This window comes from Streptomyces sp. NPDC055400 (assembly GCF_053644375.1).
Map to the genome: position 1 here is coordinate 132,594 of NZ_JBSHLM010000014.1, position 21,232 is coordinate 153,825.

The 21,232-nt window shown below is 68.3% G+C and carries 15 protein-coding genes; 11 read left to right on the forward strand and 4 right to left on the reverse strand.

From position 1 onward, the window contains the following. Positions 1–3: 3 nt before the first annotated feature. Genes ACWIGU_RS32190 through ACWIGU_RS32205 form a run of 4 tightly spaced genes read right to left on the reverse strand, consistent with a single transcriptional unit; the run spans position 4 to position 3,861 of the window. Entirely contained in the window at positions 4–777 is a 774-nt protein-coding gene (locus tag ACWIGU_RS32190; protein WP_356277031.1) for a succinate dehydrogenase/fumarate reductase iron-sulfur subunit, read from the reverse strand. Continuing rightward, the gene (locus ACWIGU_RS32195; protein WP_454405190.1) at positions 774–2,702 is read right to left on the reverse strand and encodes a fumarate reductase/succinate dehydrogenase flavoprotein subunit; all 1,929 of its coding nucleotides are present in this window, start codon (positions 2,700–2,702) and stop codon (positions 774–776) included. The genes ACWIGU_RS32190 and ACWIGU_RS32195 overlap by 4 nt, the downstream gene beginning before the upstream one ends. A 17-nt stretch (positions 2,703–2,719) precedes the next feature. Further along, entirely contained in the window at positions 2,720–3,547 is an 828-nt protein-coding gene (locus tag ACWIGU_RS32200) for a hypothetical protein (protein ID WP_454405191.1), read from the reverse strand. A gap of 20 nt (positions 3,548–3,567) precedes the next feature. Further along, the gene (locus tag ACWIGU_RS32205) at positions 3,568–3,861 is read right to left on the reverse strand and encodes a hypothetical protein (RefSeq protein WP_454405192.1); all 294 of its coding nucleotides are present in this window, start codon (positions 3,859–3,861) and stop codon (positions 3,568–3,570) included. A gap of 425 nt (positions 3,862–4,286) precedes the next feature. Between ACWIGU_RS32205 and ACWIGU_RS32210 the strand changes: the two genes are divergently transcribed. The 11 genes from ACWIGU_RS32210 to ACWIGU_RS32260 all read left to right on the forward strand — a co-directional run bounded on the left by ACWIGU_RS32210 (position 4,287) and on the right by ACWIGU_RS32260 (position 21,232). Further along, positions 4,287–6,737, forward strand: coding sequence for an ABC transporter family substrate-binding protein (locus tag ACWIGU_RS32210; protein WP_454405194.1), 2,451 nt, complete (start codon positions 4,287–4,289; stop codon positions 6,735–6,737). 336 nt (positions 6,738–7,073) lie between these two features. Beyond that, on the forward strand, positions 7,074–8,948 hold the full coding sequence (gene typA / locus ACWIGU_RS32215; RefSeq protein ID WP_454405195.1) for a translational GTPase TypA: 1,875 nt from the start codon (positions 7,074–7,076) through the stop codon (positions 8,946–8,948). 886 nt (positions 8,949–9,834) lie between these two features. Beyond that, complete coding sequence (locus tag ACWIGU_RS32220) at positions 9,835–10,878, forward strand: ABC transporter permease (RefSeq protein WP_454405196.1); 1,044 nt, start codon at positions 9,835–9,837, stop codon at positions 10,876–10,878. Positions 10,879–10,976: 98 nt separating this feature from the next. Further along, a complete protein-coding gene (locus ACWIGU_RS32225; protein WP_454405197.1) occupies positions 10,977–12,767 on the forward strand; it encodes an ABC transporter substrate-binding protein in 1,791 nt (596 codons plus the stop codon). A gap of 106 nt (positions 12,768–12,873) precedes the next feature. Next, positions 12,874–13,851, forward strand: coding sequence for an ABC transporter permease (locus tag ACWIGU_RS32230; RefSeq protein WP_454405198.1), 978 nt, complete (start codon positions 12,874–12,876; stop codon positions 13,849–13,851). Positions 13,852–13,861: 10 nt separating this feature from the next. Next, complete coding sequence (locus tag ACWIGU_RS32235) at positions 13,862–14,923, forward strand: ABC transporter ATP-binding protein (RefSeq protein WP_356277004.1); 1,062 nt, start codon at positions 13,862–13,864, stop codon at positions 14,921–14,923. A 12-nt stretch (positions 14,924–14,935) separates the two neighbouring features. Further along, positions 14,936–16,063, forward strand: a complete 1,128-nt coding sequence (locus ACWIGU_RS32240; RefSeq protein WP_454405199.1) for an ABC transporter ATP-binding protein — start codon at positions 14,936–14,938, stop codon at positions 16,061–16,063. A gap of 140 nt (positions 16,064–16,203) precedes the next feature. Beyond that, complete coding sequence (locus tag ACWIGU_RS32245) at positions 16,204–17,517, forward strand: serine hydrolase domain-containing protein (protein WP_454405200.1); 1,314 nt, start codon at positions 16,204–16,206, stop codon at positions 17,515–17,517. 84 nt (positions 17,518–17,601) lie between these two features. Then, entirely contained in the window at positions 17,602–19,236 is a 1,635-nt protein-coding gene (locus ACWIGU_RS32250; RefSeq protein WP_454405201.1) for a peptide ABC transporter substrate-binding protein, read from the forward strand. 63 nt (positions 19,237–19,299) lie between these two features. Further along, the gene (locus ACWIGU_RS32255; protein WP_454405202.1) at positions 19,300–20,223 is read left to right on the forward strand and encodes an ABC transporter permease; all 924 of its coding nucleotides are present in this window, start codon (positions 19,300–19,302) and stop codon (positions 20,221–20,223) included. Next, positions 20,216–21,232 carry an ABC transporter permease gene (locus ACWIGU_RS32260; protein WP_454405204.1) on the forward strand — a complete coding sequence of 339 codons (1,017 nt, stop codon included), beginning with the start codon at positions 20,216–20,218 and terminating at the stop codon, positions 21,230–21,232. Before ACWIGU_RS32255 ends, ACWIGU_RS32260 begins: the two co-directional genes overlap by 8 nt.

Sequence of the window (21,232 nt, forward strand, 5' to 3'; positions counted from 1 at the left end):
CCCTTACGAGGACGGCCTCCGTCGGATCTTGTTCCCCAGCCAGACCACCGGGTCGTATTTGCGGTCGACCGCTCGCTCCTTCAAGGGGATCAGGGCGTTGTCCGTGATGTGGATGCCCTCCGGGCAGACCTCCGTGCAGCACTTCGTGATGTTGCAGTAGCCGAGGCCGTGGTCCTCCTGGGCCGTGCGCTTGCGGTCGAGGCCGGAGTCCGACGCCGCGTCGAGAGGGTGCATGTCCAGCTCGGCGACCCGCATCAGGAAGCGCGGGCCCGCGAACGCCGCCTTGTTCTCCTCGTGGTCGCGCACCGCGTGGCACGTGTCCTGGCACAGGAAGCACTCGATGCACTTGCGGAACTCCTGCGAGCGGTCCACGTCCTCCTGCTGCATGCGGTACTCGCCCGGGCCGACCCCGGCCGGCGGGACGAAGGCCGGGATCTCACGGGCCTTCGCGTAGTTGAAGCCGACGTCCGTGACGAGGTCGCGGACCACAGGGAAGGCGCGCAGCGGCGTCACCGTGATGACGTCCTCGCGGTCGAAGACCGACATGCGGGTCATGCACATCAGGCGGGGCCGGCCGTTGATCTCCGCCGAGCACGAACCGCACTTGCCCGCCTTGCAGTTCCAGCGGACCGCGAGGTCGGACGCCTGGGTCGCCTGGATCCTGTGGATGATGTCGAGGACGACCTCGCCGTCGTTCACCTCGACGGAGAAGTCCGTCAGGCCACCGCCCTCGGCGTCCCCGCGCCAGACCCTGAAACGCGCATCGTACGAACTCACTCGTACAGCTCCTCTTCGGCGAGGTACTTGACCAGCTCTTCCTTCTCGAAGAGGGCGAGCAGGTCCGGGCGGATGGGCTCGGTGGTGTCGCGCACGAGGTCGATCTGGCCCCGGACCGGATCCGTGGCCGCGAGGCCGCCGGTCGGATCGGCGAGCCGGCACAGCAGGTTGGTGCGCCGCCAGCCGCGGTCCATCGTCGGGTGGTCCTCACGGGTGTGGCCGCCGCGCGACTCCGTGCGCTCCAGGGCGGCGCGCGCGATGCACTCGCTGACGAGCAGCATGTTGCGCAGGTCGAGCGAGAGGTGCCAGCCCGGGTTGAACTGACGGTGCCCCTCCACCCCGGCCCGTCGCGCCCGCAGCCGCAGCCCGGCGAGCCGGTCGAGCGCCTCGGCCATCTCCTCCTCGCGGCGGATGATGCCGACCAGGTCGTTCATCGCCTGCTGGAGCTCCTGGTGGAGCGTGTACGGGTTCTCGGCGACGCCCCCGTCCGCGGGACCCTCCGCGGAGAACGGGCGCAGCGCCTCCGCCGCCGCCGTGTCGACCTGGACCGCGTCGATGACGGGCCGCTCGTCGAGCCCGGCCGCGTACTCGGCCGCGTGCAGTCCGGCGCGGCGGCCGAAGACGAGGAGGTCGGAGAGCGAGTTGCCGCCCAGGCGGTTCGAGCCGTGCATGCCGCCGGCCACCTCGCCGGCCGCGAACAGGCCGGGCACGTCCCGTGCCGCCGCCGTGTCCGAGTCGACGGCGATGCCGCCCATCACGTAGTGGCAGGTCGGGCCGACCTCCATCGGCTCGGCCGTGATGTCGACGTCCGCCAGCTCCTTGAACTGGTGGTACATCGACGGCAGCCGGCGCCGGATGCGCTCGGCCGGCATGCGCGTGGAGACGTCGAGGAAGACGCCGCCGTGCGGGGAGCCGCGGCCCGCCTTCACCTCGGAGTTGATGGCGCGTGCCACCTCGTCGCGGGGGAGCAGCTCGGGCGGGCGCCGGTTGTGATCCGGGTCGTCGTACCAGCGGTCGCCCTCGTCCTCCGACTCGGCGTACTTCTCCTTGAAGACGTCGGGGACGTAGTCGAACATGAACCGCTTGCCCTCGGAGTTGCGCAGGACCCCGCCGTCGCCGCGCACCGACTCCGTGACGAGGATGCCCTTCACCGACGGCGGCCAGACCATGCCCGTCGGATGGAACTGCACGAACTCCATGTTCAGCAGCGGCGCCCCGGCGAGCAGCGCGAGTGCGTGGCCGTCGCCCGTGTACTCCCACGAGTTCGACGTCACCTTGAAGGACTTGCCGATGCCGCCCGTCGCCAGCACTACGCTCGGCGCCTCCAGGACGAAGAAGCGGCCGCTCTCGCGCTCGTAGCAGAAGGCGCCGGACACCTTCTCGTCCTCCTTCAGCACGCGCGTGACCGTGCATTCCTGGAAGACCTTGAGGCGCGCCTCGTAGTCGCCGAACTCCTTGAAGTCCTCCTGCTGGAGCGCCACGATCTTCTGCTGGAGCGTGCGGATCAGCTCCAGGCCCGTGCGGTCACCGACGTGCGCGAGGCGCGGGTACTCGTGGCCTCCGAAGTTGCGCTGCGAGATCCGGCCGTCCGCCGTCCGGTCGAACAGGGCGCCCCAGGTCTCCAGCTCCCATACCCGGTCGGGTGCTTCGCGCGCGTGCAGCTCGGCCATCCGCCACTGGTTGAGGAACTTGCCGCCGCGCAGCGTGTCCCGGAAGTGGACCTGCCAGCTGTCGCCGGAGTTCACGTTCCCCATGGCCGCGGCGATGCCGCCCTCGGCCATCACGGTGTGCGCCTTGCCGAAGAGGGACTTGCAGATCACGGCCGTGCGCGCGCCGCGCTCGCGCGCCTCGATCGCCGCGCGCAGGCCCGCTCCGCCCGCCCCCACCACGACAACGTCCCACTGCTGTCGCTCCACTTGAGACATCAGAAGTGCCACCCCATCTAGAAGAAGCGCGGATCGTCGAAGGCGCCGGACGACAGCAGGAACACATAGAAGTCGGCGAGCGCGACACTGATCAACGACGCCCAGGCGAGCTGCATGTGACGGTTGTTCAGCTTTCCGACCCACTGCCACATCCGGTAGCGCACCGGGTGCTTGGAGAAGTGCTTGAGCTTGCCGCCGACGATGTGCCGGCACGAGTGGCAGGACAGGGTGTACGCCCAGATCAGCGTGATGTTCAGCAGGAAGACGAGCGTGCCGAGACCCATGTGGCCCCACTCGTACTTCTCGTTGCGGAACGAGAGCACGGTGTCGTACGTCAGGATTCCCGCCACGAGGATCGCCGCGTAGAAGAAGTAGCGGTGGATGTTCTGCAGGATCAGCGGGAAGCGGGTCTCGCCCGTGTACTTCTTGTGCGGCTCGGCGACCGCGCAGGCGGGCGGAGACGCCCAGAACCCGCGGTAGTAGGCCTTGCGGTAGTAGTAGCAGGTCAGCCGGAAGCCGAGCGGGAAGATCAGGATGAGCAGCGCGGGGGACAGGCCCCACCAGCCGCCGAATATCTCCCAGTTGGGGCCCGCGTGCATCGGCTTGCAGTTCTCCGCGATGCAGGGGGAGTAGAACGGCGAGACGTACGGCGCGTGGTAGTAGTCCGTGTTCGCGAAGGCCCGCCACGTCGAGTAGACGATGAAGGCGAGCAGTCCCGCGGCGGTACTGGCGGGCGCCAGCCACCAGCGGTCGGTGCGCAGGTGCCCGGACGCGATCGCGGCGCGCGTCCTGTCCCGGACGCCGTGCGCGTCCGATGGGGGATGGGGTTCCGTGCCGGTGGCCAACGAAGCCTCCGCTCAGAGGGTCAGGGGGCGTGCCGGTCCCGGGCGCCGAGTCCTTCGTCGTCCGAGTCGGTCCAGAGCGAGCTGTCGTACGGGGTGTCGGGGATGGGCACGAGCTCGGGCCGGCGTGGTGGCGCGGCGCCGGCCGCGGCCGCGGCAGCCCGCAGCAGGGCGACGCTCTCGCGCAGATGGTCGGCGTCGGTGCGTACGCGCCGTACGTCGAGGCTGCCGTCGAGCTGCCGCTCGACGCGCCCCACGGTCCGGCACAGCTCGTCGAGGCAGCGCTCGGCTGCCGCCAAGTCGTCGTTCAGGGACATGACTTGCCCTCGATTCCGCTGGTGCGGCGGAGATGCTCATGCGCCTGCGAGTGTCGCGCGTCACATCACGCCTTGTGAAGGGATCTGCCGGGATTGCTGGTGCACGCGGTGGCGCGCGCCCCCTCGATTCCGGTCCTCAAGGGGCGCGGGACGGTGTCGACATGCGGCTCCGCCGTGTGGGCGCGACCAGCCCACACCACACCCGCACCCGCAGACGAAACAGCCCCACCCCAGCCCTCAGGCGCCCCACATTGGGCCGCACGAGTGGGCTTGAGGTCACCCATGGCCGTGTCGCGGCCCCCCGCAGGGACCCGTCCCCTTCAGTGGGGCGATAGATGTGATCAGCTCCATATACCGCCAAACGTGATCAAACCCGGCCCGGTCCTGGTAAGCGGGCGGCCGGGCTAGCCCCGGAGGTTCCCGTGATGTCCCATGACGGCGCCACATCGCGCCTCGCCAGGCGTCCCGCGCGGCGTCCCGTCCTGCGCTCGGCCGCGTTCCTCGTGTCGGGGGCGCTCGCGGTGTCGGCCCTGGCCGGCTGCAGCTCGGGCGATGACGAAGAAGAGACCAGCAGTCCGGCAGCCGCCCAGGACATCGCGCCCGCGTCCCGCGGCGACGTCGCCGACGGCGGCACTTTGCGCTGGGCCGTCGACGCCCTGCCGGGGACCCTCAACTCCTTCCAGGCCGACGCCGACGCGGGTACGGCCCGTGTCGCCGGCGCCGTGCTGCCCTCCATGTTCCGGCTCGACAACCAGGGCAGGGCGGTGCGCGACCCGGACTTCCTGGAGAAGGCCGAGGTCATCGAGCGCGAGCCCAAGCAGGTCGTCCTGTACAAGCTCAACCAGCAGGCGGTGTGGAGCGACGGCCGCGAGATCGGGGCCGCCGACTTCGCCGCCCAGTGGCGCGCCCTGTCCGGCAAGGACTCCGCGTACTGGACGGCCCACAACGCGGGCTACGACCGCATCGAGAAGATCGAGCGCGGCAAGAACAACCTGGAGGTGCGGGTCACCTTCGCGAAGCCGTACGCGGACTGGCGCTCACTGTTCTCGCCCCTGTACCCCAAGGACGTCATGGGAACCCCGGACGCCTTCAACGAGGGAGCCCGGCGCAAGCTCAAGGTCACCGCGGGCCCCTTCGCGGTCAAGGAGGTCGACCGCGACGCCAAGGAGGTCACGCTGGTGCGCAACCCGCACTGGTGGGGCCGCCAGGCCAAGCTCGACAAGATCGTCCTGCGGACCGTGCCCCGCGCGGAGCGCGCCGACGCACTCGTCGCGGGGAAGGTCGATCTCGCCGCCGTCGACCCGCAGGACGCGTCCCGCATCTCCCTCGCCGGCCGTGACAAGGGAAGCTCGGGCCCGCTCGCCCACGGCCCCGGAGCCGCGCTCACGCCCGCCGAGGCGATGCGGTCCTGGGCCGTCGCGCACGGCGACGACGAGAAGGCGGCCGACAAGGAACTCGACGCCCGCGAGAAGACCCGTGCGGCCGTCAGGAAGTACGAGAGTGAGCAGTCGCGCCTGGACGGTTACGTCGTGCGCAAGTCCCTCGAACCCGCCTTCACGCAGCTCGCGCTGAACGGCTCCGAGGGTCCGCTGGCCGATGAGCGCGTGCGCCGCGCCGTGGCCCGTGCCATCGACCGCAAGAAGCTCGCCGAGGTCGTCCTCAAGCCGCTCGGCCTGCCCGTGCACACGGTCGGCAGCCATCTCGCCCTCGCCGGGCAGCAGGCGTACGCCGACAACAGTGGTGCCCTCGGCAGCCAGGACACCGACGAGGCCCGGGCGCTGCTCGCTGACGCGGGCTGGGTGCCCGGCGGTCCCCTGAAGGACGAGTCCGGGAAGACCAAGCAGAAGACGGCGGGCGGTGAGTCCGACAGCGACAAGGAGAAGAAGGGCGCGGAGAGCAAGAAGGGCACGGAGGACAAGAAGGGGGCCGCCTCCGAGGGCTCCGACGACGGCACGGACATCGTCGGCGAGAGCGACCAGAAGCCGGGCGACCGGCAGAGCCCCTTCTTCGCCCCCGCCCGCACCGCCTCCTACCAGTACGGCGCGCTCCTGCACCAGGCCGACGCGCAGGAGCTGCGCGAGGCCGACAAGGAGAAGAAGCACGCCGATCAGTACGCGAAGGAGGCCGCCCAGGGCGGTGCTCCGGGTGCGTACGCCCCGAAGGGGACGGCCGCACCCGCCGGTGCCCCCGCCGGACCGCTCGCGAAGGACGGCAAGCCGCTGAACCTGCGCTTCGTGCTCCCGTCGGGCCCCGGCTCGGACTCGCTGCGCGCGGTCGCCGACCGGATCTCGCGGATGCTGCAGAAGATCGGCATCCGCACCGAGACGTCGAAGGTCGCCGACGCCAGCTACTTCAAGGACCACATCGCGTCCGGGCAGTACGACATGGCGCTCTACTCGTGGCCCGCCACGGCCTTCCCGGCCACCGACGCCCGCCCGATCTACGCCAAGCCGGTACCCGCCGCGGACGGCTCGCTGACCGTCGAACAGAACTACACCCGGGTCGGCACGGACCACATCGACCAGCTCTTCGACCAGGCGATCGGTGAGCTCGACGAGGGGGAGGAGCGCTCCCTGGTCAAGCAGGCCGACGCCCGTATCTGGGCCGCTGCAGGATCGATTCCTCTCTATCAGCGCCCGGAGCTGGTGGCCGCCCGTCGCACCGTGGCCAACGCGGGGGCCTTCGGCTTCCAGGAGCCGAATTACGAGGACATCGGCTTCCTGAAGCCGGGCGCGCGGCCCGGTGCCCGGCCGAACGTCTCCGGCCCGGCGAGCTCGTCCGCCGGCCCGGCCGGGAGGTCGGCGGCGAACCCGTCCGGGAAATCGTCCGAGACGCCGTCCGAGGAGCCGTCCGCGAGTCCGTCCGAGAAGAAGTGACGCACATCGCATCCTGAGTGCGCCGAAGCGGCCCTGAGCGCCCCTGGGGAGAGTCCCGAAGATCGCCCAGCTCAGATCTCGCTCAAGTCCCTTGCCCGCCGGTCCCTCCGGCGGGCAAGGTTCGTATCACCTCTGACCTGCGTTTTCTCCGGGGCGTCCCCCACGCCTCTCCGCGACGTTCACTCACTGTGCATCCCTGACCCCAGGGCCCGAGAAGGCCTACTCGGCCGAAGCCCCGTACGATGGGGTGAGGCCGTGGCGTGTCCAGCCCGGCAGGGCGCGCGTACGAAGAGACGTACGCGCAGCCGTCCACTCACTCCGGGAGTACGCCGCAATATGGCCACGCGCCACGACATCCGTAACGTCGCCATCGTCGCCCACGTCGACCACGGCAAGACCACGCTGGTCGACGCCATGCTCAAGCAGGCCGGCGCCTTCGCGGCGCACGCCGCCGAGTCGCTCGACGACCGCATGATGGACTCGAACGACCTGGAGCGTGAGAAGGGCATCACGATCCTGGCCAAGAACACGGCGGTCAAGTACCACCCGAAGGATGGCGGCGACGCCATCACGATCAACATCATCGACACCCCCGGCCACGCCGACTTCGGTGGTGAGGTCGAGCGCGGCCTGTCGATGGTCGACGCGGTCGTGCTGCTCGTCGACGCCTCCGAGGGCCCGCTGCCGCAGACCCGCTTCGTGCTGCGCAAGGCGCTCTCGGCCAAGATGCCGGTCATCCTGTGCATCAACAAGACGGACCGCCCCGACTCCCGGATCGCCGAGGTCGTCGACGAGACGTACGACCTGTTCCTGGACCTGGACGCGGACGAGGACCAGATCGAGTTCCCGATCGTCTACGCCTGCGCCCGTGACGGCGTCGCCTCGCTGACCAAGCCCGAGGACGGCACCGTCCCGCAGGACAGCGAGAACCTCGAGCCGTTCTTCAACACGATCCTGGCGCACGTCCCGGCCCCCGAGTTCGACGAGGACGCCCCCCTCCAGGCGCACGTCACGAACCTCGACGCCGACAACTTCCTCGGCCGTATCGCGCTCTGCCGCGTCGAGCAGGGCGAGCTGCGCAAGGGCCAGACCGTCACGTGGATCAAGCGCGACGGCACGATGTCCAACGTGCGCGTCACCGAGCTCCTCATGACCGAGGCGCTCACCCGCAAGCCGGCCGAGAAGGCGGGCCCGGGCGACATCTGCGCCGTCGCCGGTTTCCCGGACATCATGATCGGCGAGACCCTGGCCGACCCCGAGAACCCGATCGCGCTGCCGCTCATCACGGTCGACGAGCCGGCCATCTCGATGACCATCGGCACCAACACCTCGCCGCTCGTCGGCAAGGGCGGCAAGGGCCACAAGGTCACCGCCCGCCAGGTGAAGGACCGCCTCGACCGCGAGCTGATCGGTAACGTCTCGCTCCGTGTCCTCGACACCGAGCGTCCCGACGCCTGGGAGGTCCAGGGCCGTGGTGAGCTCGCGCTCGCCATCCTGGTCGAGCAGATGCGCCGCGAGGGCTTCGAGCTGACCGTCGGCAAGCCCGAGGTCGTCACCAAGCAGGTCGACGGCAAGACGCACGAGCCGATCGAGCGCATGACGATCGACTCCCCCGAGGAGCACCTCGGCGCGATCACTCAGCTCATGGCGACCCGCAAGGGCCGTATGGAGACCATGACGAACCACGGTTCGGGCTGGATCCGCATGGAGTGGATCGTCCCGTCCCGCGGCCTCATCGGCTTCCGCACGGAGTTCCTCACGCAGACCCGCGGCACCGGCATCGCGCACTCGATCTTCGAGGGCCACGAGCCGTGGTTCGGCGAGCTGCGCACCCGTCACAACGGCTCGCTCGTCGCGGACCGTTCGGGTTCGGTGACCCCCTTCGCGATGGTCAACCTCCAGGAGCGCGGTGTCATCTTCACCGAGGCCGGCACCGAGGTCTACGAGGGCATGATCATCGGCGAGAACTCGCGCGCCGACGACATGGACGTGAACATCACCAAGGAGAAGAAGCTCACCAACATGCGTGCGGCTTCCGCGGACACCACGGAGAACGTGGTGCCCGCCCGCAAGCTCTCGCTCGAGCAGTCCCTGGAGTTCTGCCGCGACGACGAGTGCATCGAGGTGACCCCGGAGACGGTCCGTATCCGTAAGGTCGTCCTGGACCAGAAGCTGCGCGGTCGCGCGGCCTCGAAGGCCAAGAACGGCTGATCCCGAGACAGGCTGGGCCCGGGTCCCCTTCGGGGGCCCGGGCCCTTGTCGTATGTCCTGCGCCGCGAGGTCGGCGCAGGAGTTTTTACAGGATCGTCGCCCGCACCTGGTGGTACTTCACTACCCTCGTGGCATCCTGGACGCCGTCCCGCGCGATCCACGCGCGTTGATTCGCCCGCCGAGAGTCTTCCCACAGCCGTGCGCAACGGCTCGTGATGTGCAACTCGTTTTCCAGAGGCGACTGTCCGGAATCCGGACTCCCTTGACCGATAGATGTGTAACGAGTCCGTTTCGCAGGGATCTATCTAGGATCAGTTTGTCCGGATTTTGGGCTAAGTACGCTTCAGGTGTGATCGAACCGAGACCAAAACACTGTGGTCGGTCCGATTCTGATGCCAGATAGTTGAGCGCGTAGAGCTCGGGTCAATGGGTCACGCACTGTGGGGAGTGCGGACTCTTCGAGCAGTGTGAGATGTCGTTCGCGTGTCGTCAGGGGTGTCGACCTGGTGAAGGGCATCTCTCCTCGTAATTAACGAGCGGTCTCAAGAGGAGGTAGCCCATGTTCGGTGCCACAAGCGCCTATTGGGTCACGAAGTCCCCAAGGGTGAGCGTGGTCGGATCCAGTTCCCTGTGCGCGGTTGATCCCGCAGGGAGCCGCACGGGCCGTTAGGTCCCGCTGCACTCCGGCGTGCCGCCGGTTCGTACCGTCGCCCCAACTCCGCCTCAGGCGTGGTGTGTTGGTGCGTCCGGACGGGTCCGGGCGGTGCGTTAGCTCTACCGGGGATGTGCGGCGGTACTCCCTCTCCGAGCCAGATCCAGACACTGATCCGACATCTGCCGGCCGGCGTTGCCGACTGGCTGCTGAAACCTGTGAAACGGACGAATCATGACGAGTCCAGTTGAGGCCGGCGACGCCAAGGTCGCCGTCGTCTTGGACGACGATCCCGGCGCGACGAAACCGAACGGCGCGGAGGGGTCCAAGAAGCTCGAGGGGCGCTCGCCCGGTCAGCTCATGTGGATGCGCTTCAAGCGCGACCGCACGGGAATGGTCTCCGCAGTCGTAGTGATCTTCTTCTTCCTGATCGCGGCGCTCGCGCCGGTGATCTCGAAGATTTACGGCAAGGACCCGTACACGCTGTACCCGGCCGAGCCGGACTTCCCGTACATCCTCGACGACTTCGGGATGCCCTCCTCTCCGTTCGGAGGCATGTCGGGGGACTTCTGGTTCGGTGTCGAGCCCAAGCTCGGCCGGGACGTCTTCACCCAGCTCCTGTACGGCATGCGGACCTCGCTGTACGTGGCGGTGGCCATCACCATCCTGAGCGTCCTGACCGGCGTCATCATCGGCATGATCGGCGGCTACTTCGGCGGTAAGGTCGACTACTGGCTCGGCCGGGTCACCGACTTCTTCCTCGGGTTCCCGTCGCAGCTGTTCTTCATCGCCTTCATGCCGGTCGTCACGGCCCTGTTCGTGTCGCCGCGCGATGAGACGCCGACCTACCTGCGCGTTGTCGCGATCATTCTCGTGACCTGGTTCCTCGGCTGGATGGGTCTGGCCCGACTGGTCCGAAGCTCCGTACTCTCCCTGCGCGAGCGGGAGTTCGTCGAGGCGGCCAAGGTCTCCGGCGCCTCCCCGGCACGGATCATCCGCAAGGAAGTCCTGCCGAACATCGTCACCCCGATCCTGGTGCAGACCACGTACATGCTGCCCAGCAACATCCTGAACATCGCGTTCCTGTCCTTCGTGGGCGTCGGCTTCGTCGAGCCCACTCCCGACTGGGGCCGCATGTTCAGGACGGGCTCCGGAATTTATGAACAGGACCCGTACTACCTCCTGTTCCCGGGTGCTGCGCTCGTGATTTTCGTCCTGGCGTTCAACCTTCTCGGTGACTCCGTCCGGGACGCTTTCGACCCCAAGTCCGGACGCTGACGTCCATTGGTGGGGGGTGGCTGCTACCCCAGATCCGGGCAACCGGAGCCTTCCGGCAGCACACGTGGATAACAAGACAGGTAGGTGCATAAGGCATCATGAAGTCTCTCAACGCGCGCACCACACGCGCCATAGTCATCGCCATCGCGGCTGGCTCCCTCGCCCTGACGGGATGCTCCAGCGGCAGCAAAGACAAGGCCAAGGACGACTCGAAGAACCAGAAGGACGCGTCGAGCCAGTCCAAGCCCGTCGCGTACGGTGACGCCGCCGCCTCCAACGGCCCGGCGGAGGCCATCCCCGGCGCGAAGAACGGTGGCAAGATCACCGTTTACGCGCAGTCCGACCTGACCCACATGGACCCGGGACAGACCTACGTCTCGGACGCCGGTCAGTTCGGCAACCTGATCACCCGTGGTCTGACGAACTTCCAGGAGGACGCCAAGGGCAACCTGACCGTCGTCGGTGACGTCGCCACCGACTCCGGCAAGTCGTCCGACGGCGGTAAGACCTGGACGTACACGCTCAAGGACGGCATCAAGGACGACCAGGGCAACGTCATCACGTCCAAGGACGTCCGCCACACCATCGAGCGTCAGTACTCGAAGGTCATCTTCGACGGCCCGACGTACGTCCAGACCTGGCTCTCCGGCGCCGACTACCGCAAGAAGCTGCCGGACGGTCCGTACAAGGGCAAGCACCTCCCGGACTCCGTCCTGTCGACCCCGGACGACAAGACCGTGGTCTTCCACTTCGACACGGCCCGCCCCGACCTGCCGCAGGCGCTCGCCATGGCCGGTTACGGCATCGTCCCCGAGAAGCGGGACACCAAGGAGAAGTACGACAAGGCTCCCGCCTCGCTCGGCCCGTACAAGCTCGCCGACTACAAGGCGGGCAAGTCCCTCACGCTGGTGAAGAACACCAACTGGGACCCGAAGACGGACTCGGTGCGCCACCAGTACGTCGACGGCTACAACTTCGAGCTGACGGTCGCCCAGGACAGCCAGACCAAGCGTCTGATCGCCGACCAGGGCGAGGCCAAGACGGCGATCCAGTTCACCGACATCGTCGACCCGGCCCAGCTCCAGGACGTCGTCACCGACCCGAAGGTCAACAAGCGCACGATCAAGGGCTACCAGCCCTACGTGTGGCAGATGACCTACAACCTGGACCGGATGAAGGACAAGAAGGTCCGCGACGCCATCACCTACGCCATCCCGAGCCAGCGGATGGTCCAGGCGGACGGCGGCAAGTACGGCGGCGAGATCGCGGGCGGTCTGTTCGCCCCGACCCTGCCGAACTTCGACCCGAAGTTCGACCCGTTCGGCAAGCTCAAGAAGCCCAACGGCGACCTGGCGAAGGCCCAGAAGCTCATCAAGGAAGCCGGCGTCAAGAAGGGCACCAAGCTCACCTACGCCTACTCGAACACCCCGCGCGGCCAGGCCCAGATGGTCATCATCAAGGACACCCTGACCAAGCTCGGCTTCGACGTCCAGGCCAAGGAGATCGACCGGGCCAGCTTCTACGAGCAGATCGGCAAGCTGAACAACCCGTACGACCTCTACATGACCGGCTGGGGCCAGGACTGGCCGTCCGAGGGCACGGTCGTCACCCCGGTCTACGACGGTGAGCAGGTCCAGGACGGTGGGTCGAACTACTCCCACATCAAGGACCCGCAGGTCGACGCCGGCATCAAGGAGGCCCTGAAGCTGGACCCGGCTGCGGCCAAGGCCAAGTGGGCCGAGCTGCACAAGCGCATCGTCGAGGAGATCGACCCGGCTGCTCCGGTGTACTACTCCAAGTCGATCCAGCTCTTCGGTTCCGGCATCGGCGGTGCGAAGTACAGCACCGAGTCGAGCTACGTCGACATCAACGACCTGTTCGTGAAGTAGTAGCCGACCACGGCTGACCCGTGGGGGTGCGCGCCAGGCGGAGCGCACCCCCACGGCCTGCAGACTCCCTCATTGCCACCGCCTCCGAAGAGAGCAGCCGACCGCCATGCTTCAGTTTCTTTTCCGCCGGTTGACCGGTGCGGTCGTGATCATGATTCTGATCGCGGCGTTCACGTTCTTCCTGTTCTATACGGTTCCTCAGGACTTCGCCGAGCTCGCCTGCGGCAAGAACTGCTCGCCGCAGAACATCGCGGTCATCCGCGAGAACCTGGGCCTCGACAAGTCCATCGCCGCGCAGTTCTGGGAGTTCATGCGGGGCATCGTGATGGGGCGCGACTTCCCGGTCGGCCACTGCCCGGCTCCGTGCCTGGGCGTGTCCTTCAAGTCCAACGACTTCGTGTGGGGCTCGATCGTCGACCGCTTCCCGCTGACCCTCTCGCTGACCATTGGCGGTCTGGTCGTCTTCCTCGTGGTGGGCCTCGGCACCGGTCTGCTGGCCGCGTGGAAGCGCGGCACCGTGCTCGACCGGTTCGTCTCCGGCGCCTCGATCGTGCTCAGCTCCTTCCAGATCTACCTGCTGGGCCCGATCGTCCTCGGCCTGTTCGTGTACAGCACCGGCTGGATGGACAACCCGAAGTACGTCCCGTTCTTCGACAGTCCCACCAAGTGGTTCCTGGGCCTGCTCATCCCCTGGGTCGTGATGGCGACGATCTTCACCGCGCAGTACACGCGTATGGCGCGCTCCACGATGATCGAGCAGCTCCAGGAAGAGCACGTCCGCACGGCCAAGGCCAAGGGCATGGGCGGCAAGTACGTCTTCTTCCGCTACGCCTGGCGCGGATCGCTCATCCCCATCGTCACCATCCTCGGCATCGACCTCTCCGGCCTGCTCGCCGGCGCGGTGGTCACCGAGTACACCTTCGACCTGCCCGGCCTCGGCCGGCTTGCGGTGGAGTCGTCCACCGACAAGGACCTCCCGCTGACCATGGGCGCGATGCTGGTAGGGGCCTTCTTCATCCTGATCCTGAACATCATCGTGGACATCGCATACGCATACATCGACCCGCGCGTGCGCCTCGCCTAGGAGAACGACCGTGACCACTGTGACCAAGACCGAGGACAGCCCGGCCCCGACCGGTTCGGAGGCTTTCCTCTCGGTCCGTGACCTCAGGGTGCAGTTCTCCACCGAGGACGGCATCGTCAAGGCGGTCGACGGGCTCTCCTTCGACCTGGAGCGGGGCAAGACGCTCGGCATCGTCGGCGAGTCCGGCTCGGGCAAGTCCGTCACCAACCTGACGGTCCTCGGGCTGCACAACAAGAAGTCCACCACCGTGGACGGCGAGATCATCCTGGACGGCCAGGAGCTCGTCACCGCGACCGAGAAGGAACTGGAGAAGGTCCGCGGCAACAAGGCCGCGATGATCTTCCAGGACCCGCTCACCGCGATGTCGCCGTACTACACGGTGGGCCGCCAGATCATGGAGCCCTTCATGAAGCACACCGGTGCTTCCAAGAAGGACGCCAGGATCCGCGCCATCGACATGCTCGAGAAGGTCGGCATCCCGCAGCCGAAGCAGCGGGTCGACGACTACCCGCACCAGTTCTCCGGCGGTATGCGCCAGCGCGCGATGATCGCCATGGCCCTGGTCTGCGACCCCGACCTGCTGATCGCCGACGAGCCGACCACCGCGCTCGACGTGACGGTGCAGGCGCAGATCCTGGACCTCCTCAAGGACCTCCAGCAGGAGTTCGGCTCCGCCATCGTCTTCATCACGCACGACCTCGGCGTCATCTCCAAGATGGCCGACGACCTGCTCGTGATGTACGCGGGCCGGGCCGTGGAGCGCGGTTCGGTGAGCGAAGTGCTGCGCACACCGCAGCACCCGTACACCTGGGGTCTGCTCTCGTCGATGCCCCGCCTCGGCGGCGACATCAACGAGGCGCTCACACCGATCCCGGGCGCCCCGCCCTCCCTGCTCAACCCGCCGACGGGCTGCCGTTTCCATCCGCGGTGCGGCTTCCCCGACCAGGTGTCCGGCGGCCGTTGCACCACCGAGCGTCCGCTGCTCGCGGACGGCCGTGCCTCCGCCTGCCACCTCACCTCGGAGCAGCGGCAGACCATCTTCATCGACCGGATCAAGCCCCGGCTCGGCTAGGACGTACACGACATGACTGACAACGTCACCCTTCCCAAGCAGCAGGGACCTGGCGAAGAGCCCGCAGGGACCGGCGAGGCGCTGCTCCACGTCGAGGGCCTGACCAAGCACTTCCCGATCTACGGCGGCTTCCCCATCAAGCGCAGGGTCGGCGCCGTCCAGGCCGTCGACGGCGTGGACCTCAGCGTGCACGCGGGCGAGAGCGTCGGCCTGGTGGGCGAGTCCGGCTGCGGCAAGTCGACCACCGGCCGGCTGATCACGCGGCTGCTGGAGCCCACCGGCGGCAGGATCACGTACCAGGGTCAGGACATCACCAAGGCGAGCCGCAGGCAGCTCGCGCCGGTGCGCTCCGAGATCCAGATGATCTTCCAGGACCCGTACTCGTCGCTGAACCCGCGGCAGACGGTCGGCACGATCATCAAGTCGCCGATGGAGGTCAACGGGATCGAGCCGCCCGGCGGCCGTGAGAAGCGCGCCCGTGAACTCCTGGAGACCGTGGGTCTCAACCCGGAGCACTACAACCGCTTCCCGCACGAGTTCTCCGGTGGTCAGCGTCAGCGCATCGGCGTCGCCCGCGCCCTCGCCCTGAACCCGAAGCTGATCATCGCGGACGAGCCGGTCTCCGCGCTCGACGTGTCGATCCAGGCGCAGGTCGTCAACCTGCTCAAGAAGGTCCAGGACGAGCTCGGGATCGCGTTCCTGTTCATCGCCCACGACCTGGCGATCGTGCGGCACTTCTCGCAGCGCGTCGCGGTCATGTACCTCGGCAAGATCGTCGAGATCGGCGACCGCGACTCGATCTACAACGGGCCGCGCCACCCCTACACGCACGCGCTGCTCTCGGCCGTGCCGGAGGTGGAGGTCGAGGGCGCCGAGGACCGCGAGCGCATCCGTCTGCAGGGCGACGTCCCCTCGCCGATCTTCCCGCCGTCGGGCTGCCGCTTCCGCACCCGCTGCTGGAAGGCGCAGGACAAGTGCGCCACGGAGGAGCCCCCGCTCGTCCAGATCTCCGGCAACCGTGAGGGCCACCTGACGGCCTGCCACTTCCCGGAGGAGCCGACCACCGAGGACCGCGGCGAGGACATCGTTCTTGACCCGGCCCTCGCGGCCCTCGAGGACGAGTCCGGCCAGGACGCCTGACCGTCCGCGCTCCGGCCGCCCACGGCCCGTCACCGGTGACACACCGGTGACGGGCCGTCGGCGTATCCGGGCGGGTGGTCAGGACGGTCCCGGTGTGGGCGATGATCCAGGAACGAGCGAGCGAGGGAGAGGGGCCGCACATGCTGGAGGATCTCGAGGCGCGGTGCGCGGAGGCGATGGCGGCGTACGGATGCCCGTCCGTCTCGGTCGCGGTCGCCGCGCACGGCGAGGTGACTCTCGCCGAGGCGTACGGGCTCGCCGACACGGGCGCGGGGATCCGCGCCGCCGTCGGCACCCCGTACGCCCTCGCCTCCGTCACCAAGCCGGTCACGGCCGCGGCGGTCTGCGTCGCGGCCGACGAGGGGCTGCTCGACCTGGACGCGCCGGGACCCCTCGGCGCGACCCCGCGTCAGCTCCTGCGGCACCGGGGCGGGCTCGGCGCGCACTACGACTTCCACTACGGCGAGGAGGGCGAGCCGGCCATCGACGCGGAGCCGTACACACGGCTCCAGCGCGCGCCCGGCTCCGGCTTCGAGTACGCGAACCTCGGCTACCGGCTCCTCGGCCGGCTCCTGGAGGACGCCACCGGACAGGACCTCGCCGCGTACGCCCGGGAGCACGTCATCGGGCCGCTCGGGCTCGACGGCTTGTGCATCGCCACGCACCTCCCGGGCGCCGCGACCCGCTACACCCCCGACGGTCGCCCCTATCCCCAGGGCCTGCGCACCAGCCATCCCGGCGCCACGCTCGGCTGGGCGACGGCACCTCAGCTCGCCCTCTTCGCCCAGTCCTGGCCGCGGCTCCTGAAGCCGCAGACGGCCGCCGCGGTCCTCGACGCCGTCCCGATCGGCGAGCACCTCGGGTACGGCCTCGGCTGGTGCGTCTCGCGCGGCGAGGGGCCGCTCCTGGTGAGCCACGGCGGAGGCATGGGCGGTGTGGCCGTGATGGCGGTGTCGGCGCCGGACCTGGGCCTGTCGGTGGCGGTCTTGACGAACACGACGGCGAAGGCGGCCCGTGACGCGGTCGTCGCCCACGTCCTGGGCGAGCTGGTGCCCGGCTTCAGGCCCGAACTGATCTCACCGGTGTTCTCCGTGCCCGCGCGCCCGCTGACCCTGGAGGAGGGGGAGTGGGCGGGCCACGCCTCGACGCCGGAGGGCGAGGTCCCGCTGCGGCTGCGGATCCTGCCGGGCGCCCGGGCCGAACTCGCCACCGGTGACGAGAGCGCCACCGCCTCCGTCGAAGCCACGGCCACCCTCGCCCTGCGCGGCTCCTTCCCCGTACAACTCCCCACCGCCGATGCGAGGGTCAGTGGTCCGGTGCTCGGTCTGGAACTGCGTCTGGACGAGGGGCGGCTGACCGGGGTGGCCCGTGTGTACAAGGAGGGCGACCGGGAGGGGCTGATCGGCAACCTGCTGACCCACCCGTGCGAACTGGGGCTCGTACGGGCGGACTGAGAGTGCGTTACGCGCCTTTAAGGATGATATTTGGGCCTACGTGCCGTAAGGCACGGACCCAGAAGCACTCCGAGGAGGCACTTCATGCGTGGAGCCACGCACGCCAAGTGGGCCGTATGCGCGGCGGCCGTCGCTCTCGCGGCGACAGCCTGTGGTGGTGGGGGCGACGGCGGCGGCAGTGGCGGCGACGGCTCGGGGATCGTCCGGTCGTCCTGGGGTGACCCGCAGAACCCGCTGGAACCCGCGAACACGAACGAGGTGCAGGGCGGCAAGGTCCTGGACATGGTCTTCCGCGGCCTGAAGCGGTACAACGCGAAGACCGGCGCCGCCGAGGACATGCTCGCGGACAAGATCGAGACGACGGACTCGGTCAACTTCAAGATCACGGTCAAGGACGGCTGGACGTTCTCCAACGGCGAGAAGGTCACCGCGAAGTCCTTCGTCGACGCCTGGAACTACGGCGCGGACCTGAAGAACAACCAGAAGAACGCCTATTTCTTCGGCCAGATCGACGGCTACGACAAGGTCCACCCCGACTCCGGCACCCCGAGCGCCACCAGTCTGTCCGGGCTCAAGGTCACCGGTCCCCTCACCTTCTCGGTCAAGCTCAACCAGAAGTTCTCGCTGTGGCCCGACACCCTCGGCTACGCGGCCTTCGCCCCGCTCCCCAAGTCCTTCTTCGACGACCACGACGCATGGGTGAGCAAGCCGGTCGGCAACGGCCCGTACACGATCGACAGCTACACCAAGGGCTCCCAGATGTCCCTGCGCAAGTGGGACGCCTACCCGGGGACCGACAAGGCGCAGAACGGCGGCGTGGACCTGAAGGTCTACACCGACAACAACACGGCGTACACCGACCTGACGGCCGGCAACCTCGACCTCGTCGACGACGTCCCGGCCTCGCAGCTCAAGAACGTCAAGGCCGACCTCAGCGGCCGGTACATCAACTCCCCCGCCGGCATCATCCAGACGCTCGCCTTCCCGTTCTACGACCCCGCGTGGAACAAGGCGGACAGCGACAAGGTCCGCAAGGGCCTGTCGATGGCGATCAACCGCAAGCAGATCACCGAGACGATCTTCCAGAAGACCCGGACCCCGGCTTCGGACTGGACCTCGCCGGTCCTCGGCAAGGACGGCGGCTTCCAGGACGGGCTGTGCGGCGACGGGTGCGACTACAACCCCGCCGAGGCCAAGAAGCTGGTCCAGGAGGGCGGCGGCATCCCCGGCGGCCAGGTGAAGATCGGCTACAACGCCGACACCGGCAGCCACAAGGAGTGGGTCGACGCCGTCTGCAACAGCATCAACAACGCCCTCGGGAACGACAAGGCCTGCGTCGGCCTGCCCACCGGCACCTTCGCCGACTTCCGCAACAAGATCACGCAGAAGAAGATGACCGGCCCGTTCCGCGCCGGCTGGCAGATGGACTACCCGCTCATCCAGAACTTCCTGCAGCCGCTGTACTACACCAACGCCTCGTCCAACGACGGCAAATGGTCCAACAAGGAGTTCGACAAGCTCGTCGACCAGGCCAACGCCGAGTCCGACCGCGCCAAGGCCGTCAAGATCTTCCAGCAGGCCGAGGGCGTCGTCAGGGACAACATGGCCGCCATCCCGCTCTGGTACCAGAACGGCAGTGCCGGCTACTCCGACAAGGTCTCCCACGTCGCCCTCAACCCGTTCAGCGTTCCGGTCTACAACGAGATCAAGGTCAAATGACGCCCGGGGAGCGGCAGTCCGGGCACGGACGGGCGGCCGCTCCCCCCGATTCCGGAGCCCCGTATGGGACGTTATGTGATCAGGCGTCTGCTGCAGATGATCCCGGTCTTCTTCGGCGCGACGCTGCTCATCTTCCTGATGGTCAACGTGATGGGCGACCCCATCGCGGGACTGTGCGGCGACAAGCAGTGCGACCCCGCCACGGCCGCTCAGCTCGAGAAGGAGTTCGGCCTCGACAAGCCCGTCTGGCAGCAATACCTGACGTACATGGGGAACGTCTTCACCGGCGACTTCGGCACCGCGTTCAACGGCCAGAAGGTCACCGAACTGATGGCGGACGCCTTCCCCGTGACGATCCGCCTGACCATCGTGGCGATCCTCTTCGAGATCGTCATCGGCATCACGCTCGGCGTCATCACAGGGCTGCGCCGCGGCCGTCCCGTCGACACGACCGTGCTGCTGCTCACCCTGGTCGTCATCTCCGTCCCGACCTTCGTCACCGGCCTGCTCCTCCAGCTCCTGCTCGGCGTCGAGTGGGGGATCATCAAACCCGCGGTGTCCACCGAGGCGACGTTCTCCGAACTCATCGTCCCCGGCCTCGTGCTCGCCTCGGTCTCCCTCGCGTACGTCACCCGGCTCACCAGGACCTCGATCGCCGAGAACCGCCGCGCCGACTACGTCCGTACGGCCATCGCCAAGGGCCTCCCGCGCCGTCGCGTCATCGTGAGGCACCTGCTGCGCAACTCGCTGATCCCGGTCGTCACCTTCATCGGCACCGACATCGGCGCCCTGATGGGCGGCGCCATCGTCACGGAGCGGATCTTCAACATCCACGGCGTCGGCTACCAGCTCTACCAGGGCATCCTCCGGCAGAACACCCAGACCGTCGTCGGCTTCGTGACCGTCCTCGTCCTCGTCTTCCTGGCGGCCAACCTGATCGTCGACCTCCTGTACGCCGTACTCGACCCGAGGATCCGCTATGCCTGAACCCGAGCCGCCGGAGCCCTACGCGTCGGGCGTGGGCCGAGCCCCGGAGAACGGAGGAGCCATCGCCGCGACGGGCGCGGGCGGGGCCATGGACCTCGCCACGAGCGAGGGGAGGACCCTGGAGAAGACGCCGGGCGGCCCCGAAGGCACCGGCCCCGCGGGCAAGCCGCGAAGCCTCTGGTCGGACGCCTGGCGCGATCTGCGCCGTAACCCGATCTTCATCATCTCGGGCCTGGTCATCGTCTTCCTCGTGATCATCTCGATCTGGCCCTCCCTGATCGCCTCCGGCAACCCCCTGTCCTGCGACCTCGCCAAGGCCCAGGAGGGCTCCCAGCCGGGCCACCCCTTCGGCTTCAACGGCCAGGGCTGCGACGTCTACACGCGCACCGTGTACGGCGCCCGCACCTCCGTCACCGTCGGCGTCTGCGCCACCGTCGGCGTCGCCCTCCTCGGCAGCGTCCTCGGCGGGCTCGCCGGGTTCTTCGGCGGGGCGTGGGACGCGATCCTGTCCCGTATCACCGACGTCTTCTTCGCCATCCCGGTCGTGCTCGGCGGCCTGGTGCTCCTGTCCGTGGTCACCAGCTCCACCGTCTGGCCGGTCATCGGGTTCATGGTGCTGCTCGGCTGGCCGCAGCTCTCCCGCATCGCCCGCGGCTCCGTCATCACGGCCAAGCAGAACGACTACGTGCAGGCGGCGCGGGCGCTCGGCGCCTCCAACTCCCGGATGATGCTGCGGCACATCCTGCCCAACGCGATCGCGCCGGTCATCGTCGTCGCCACCATCGCGCTCGGTACGTACATCTCCCTCGAGGCGACGCTCTCGTACCTCGGCGTCGGCCTGAAGCCGCCCACCGTGAGCTGGGGCATCGACATCTCCTCGGCGTCCCAGTACATCCGCAACGCCCCGCACATGCTGCTCTGGCCCGCCGGCGCCCTCGCGGTCACCGTGCTCGCGTTCATCATGCTCGGCGACGCGGTGCGCGACGCCCTCGACCCCAAGCTGAGGTAG

Excerpts from the sequence above, each read along its gene's own strand:
- ACWIGU_RS32205 (WP_454405192.1), bottom strand. The coding sequence starts at position 3,861 with ATGTCCCTGAACGACGACTTGGCGGCAGCCGAGCGCTGCCTCGACGAG.
- ACWIGU_RS32195 (WP_454405190.1), bottom strand. The coding sequence starts at position 2,702 with ATGTCTCAAGTGGAGCGACAGCAGTGGGACGTTGTCGTGGTGGGGGCG.
- ACWIGU_RS32225 (WP_454405197.1), top strand. The coding sequence starts at position 10,977 with ATGAAGTCTCTCAACGCGCGCACCACACGCGCCATAGTCATCGCCATC.
- ACWIGU_RS32260 (WP_454405204.1), top strand. The coding sequence starts at position 20,216 with ATGCCTGAACCCGAGCCGCCGGAGCCCTACGCGTCGGGCGTGGGCCGA.
- ACWIGU_RS32220 (WP_454405196.1), top strand. The coding sequence starts at position 9,835 with ATGACGAGTCCAGTTGAGGCCGGCGACGCCAAGGTCGCCGTCGTCTTG.
- ACWIGU_RS32240 (WP_454405199.1), top strand. The coding sequence starts at position 14,936 with ATGACTGACAACGTCACCCTTCCCAAGCAGCAGGGACCTGGCGAAGAG.
- ACWIGU_RS32250 (WP_454405201.1), top strand. The coding sequence starts at position 17,602 with ATGCGTGGAGCCACGCACGCCAAGTGGGCCGTATGCGCGGCGGCCGTC.
- ACWIGU_RS32255 (WP_454405202.1), top strand. The coding sequence starts at position 19,300 with ATGGGACGTTATGTGATCAGGCGTCTGCTGCAGATGATCCCGGTCTTC.
- ACWIGU_RS32245 (WP_454405200.1), top strand. The coding sequence starts at position 16,204 with ATGCTGGAGGATCTCGAGGCGCGGTGCGCGGAGGCGATGGCGGCGTAC.
- ACWIGU_RS32210 (WP_454405194.1), top strand. The coding sequence starts at position 4,287 with ATGTCCCATGACGGCGCCACATCGCGCCTCGCCAGGCGTCCCGCGCGG.
- typA (WP_454405195.1), top strand. The coding sequence starts at position 7,074 with ATGGCCACGCGCCACGACATCCGTAACGTCGCCATCGTCGCCCACGTC.
- ACWIGU_RS32230 (WP_454405198.1), top strand. The coding sequence starts at position 12,874 with ATGCTTCAGTTTCTTTTCCGCCGGTTGACCGGTGCGGTCGTGATCATG.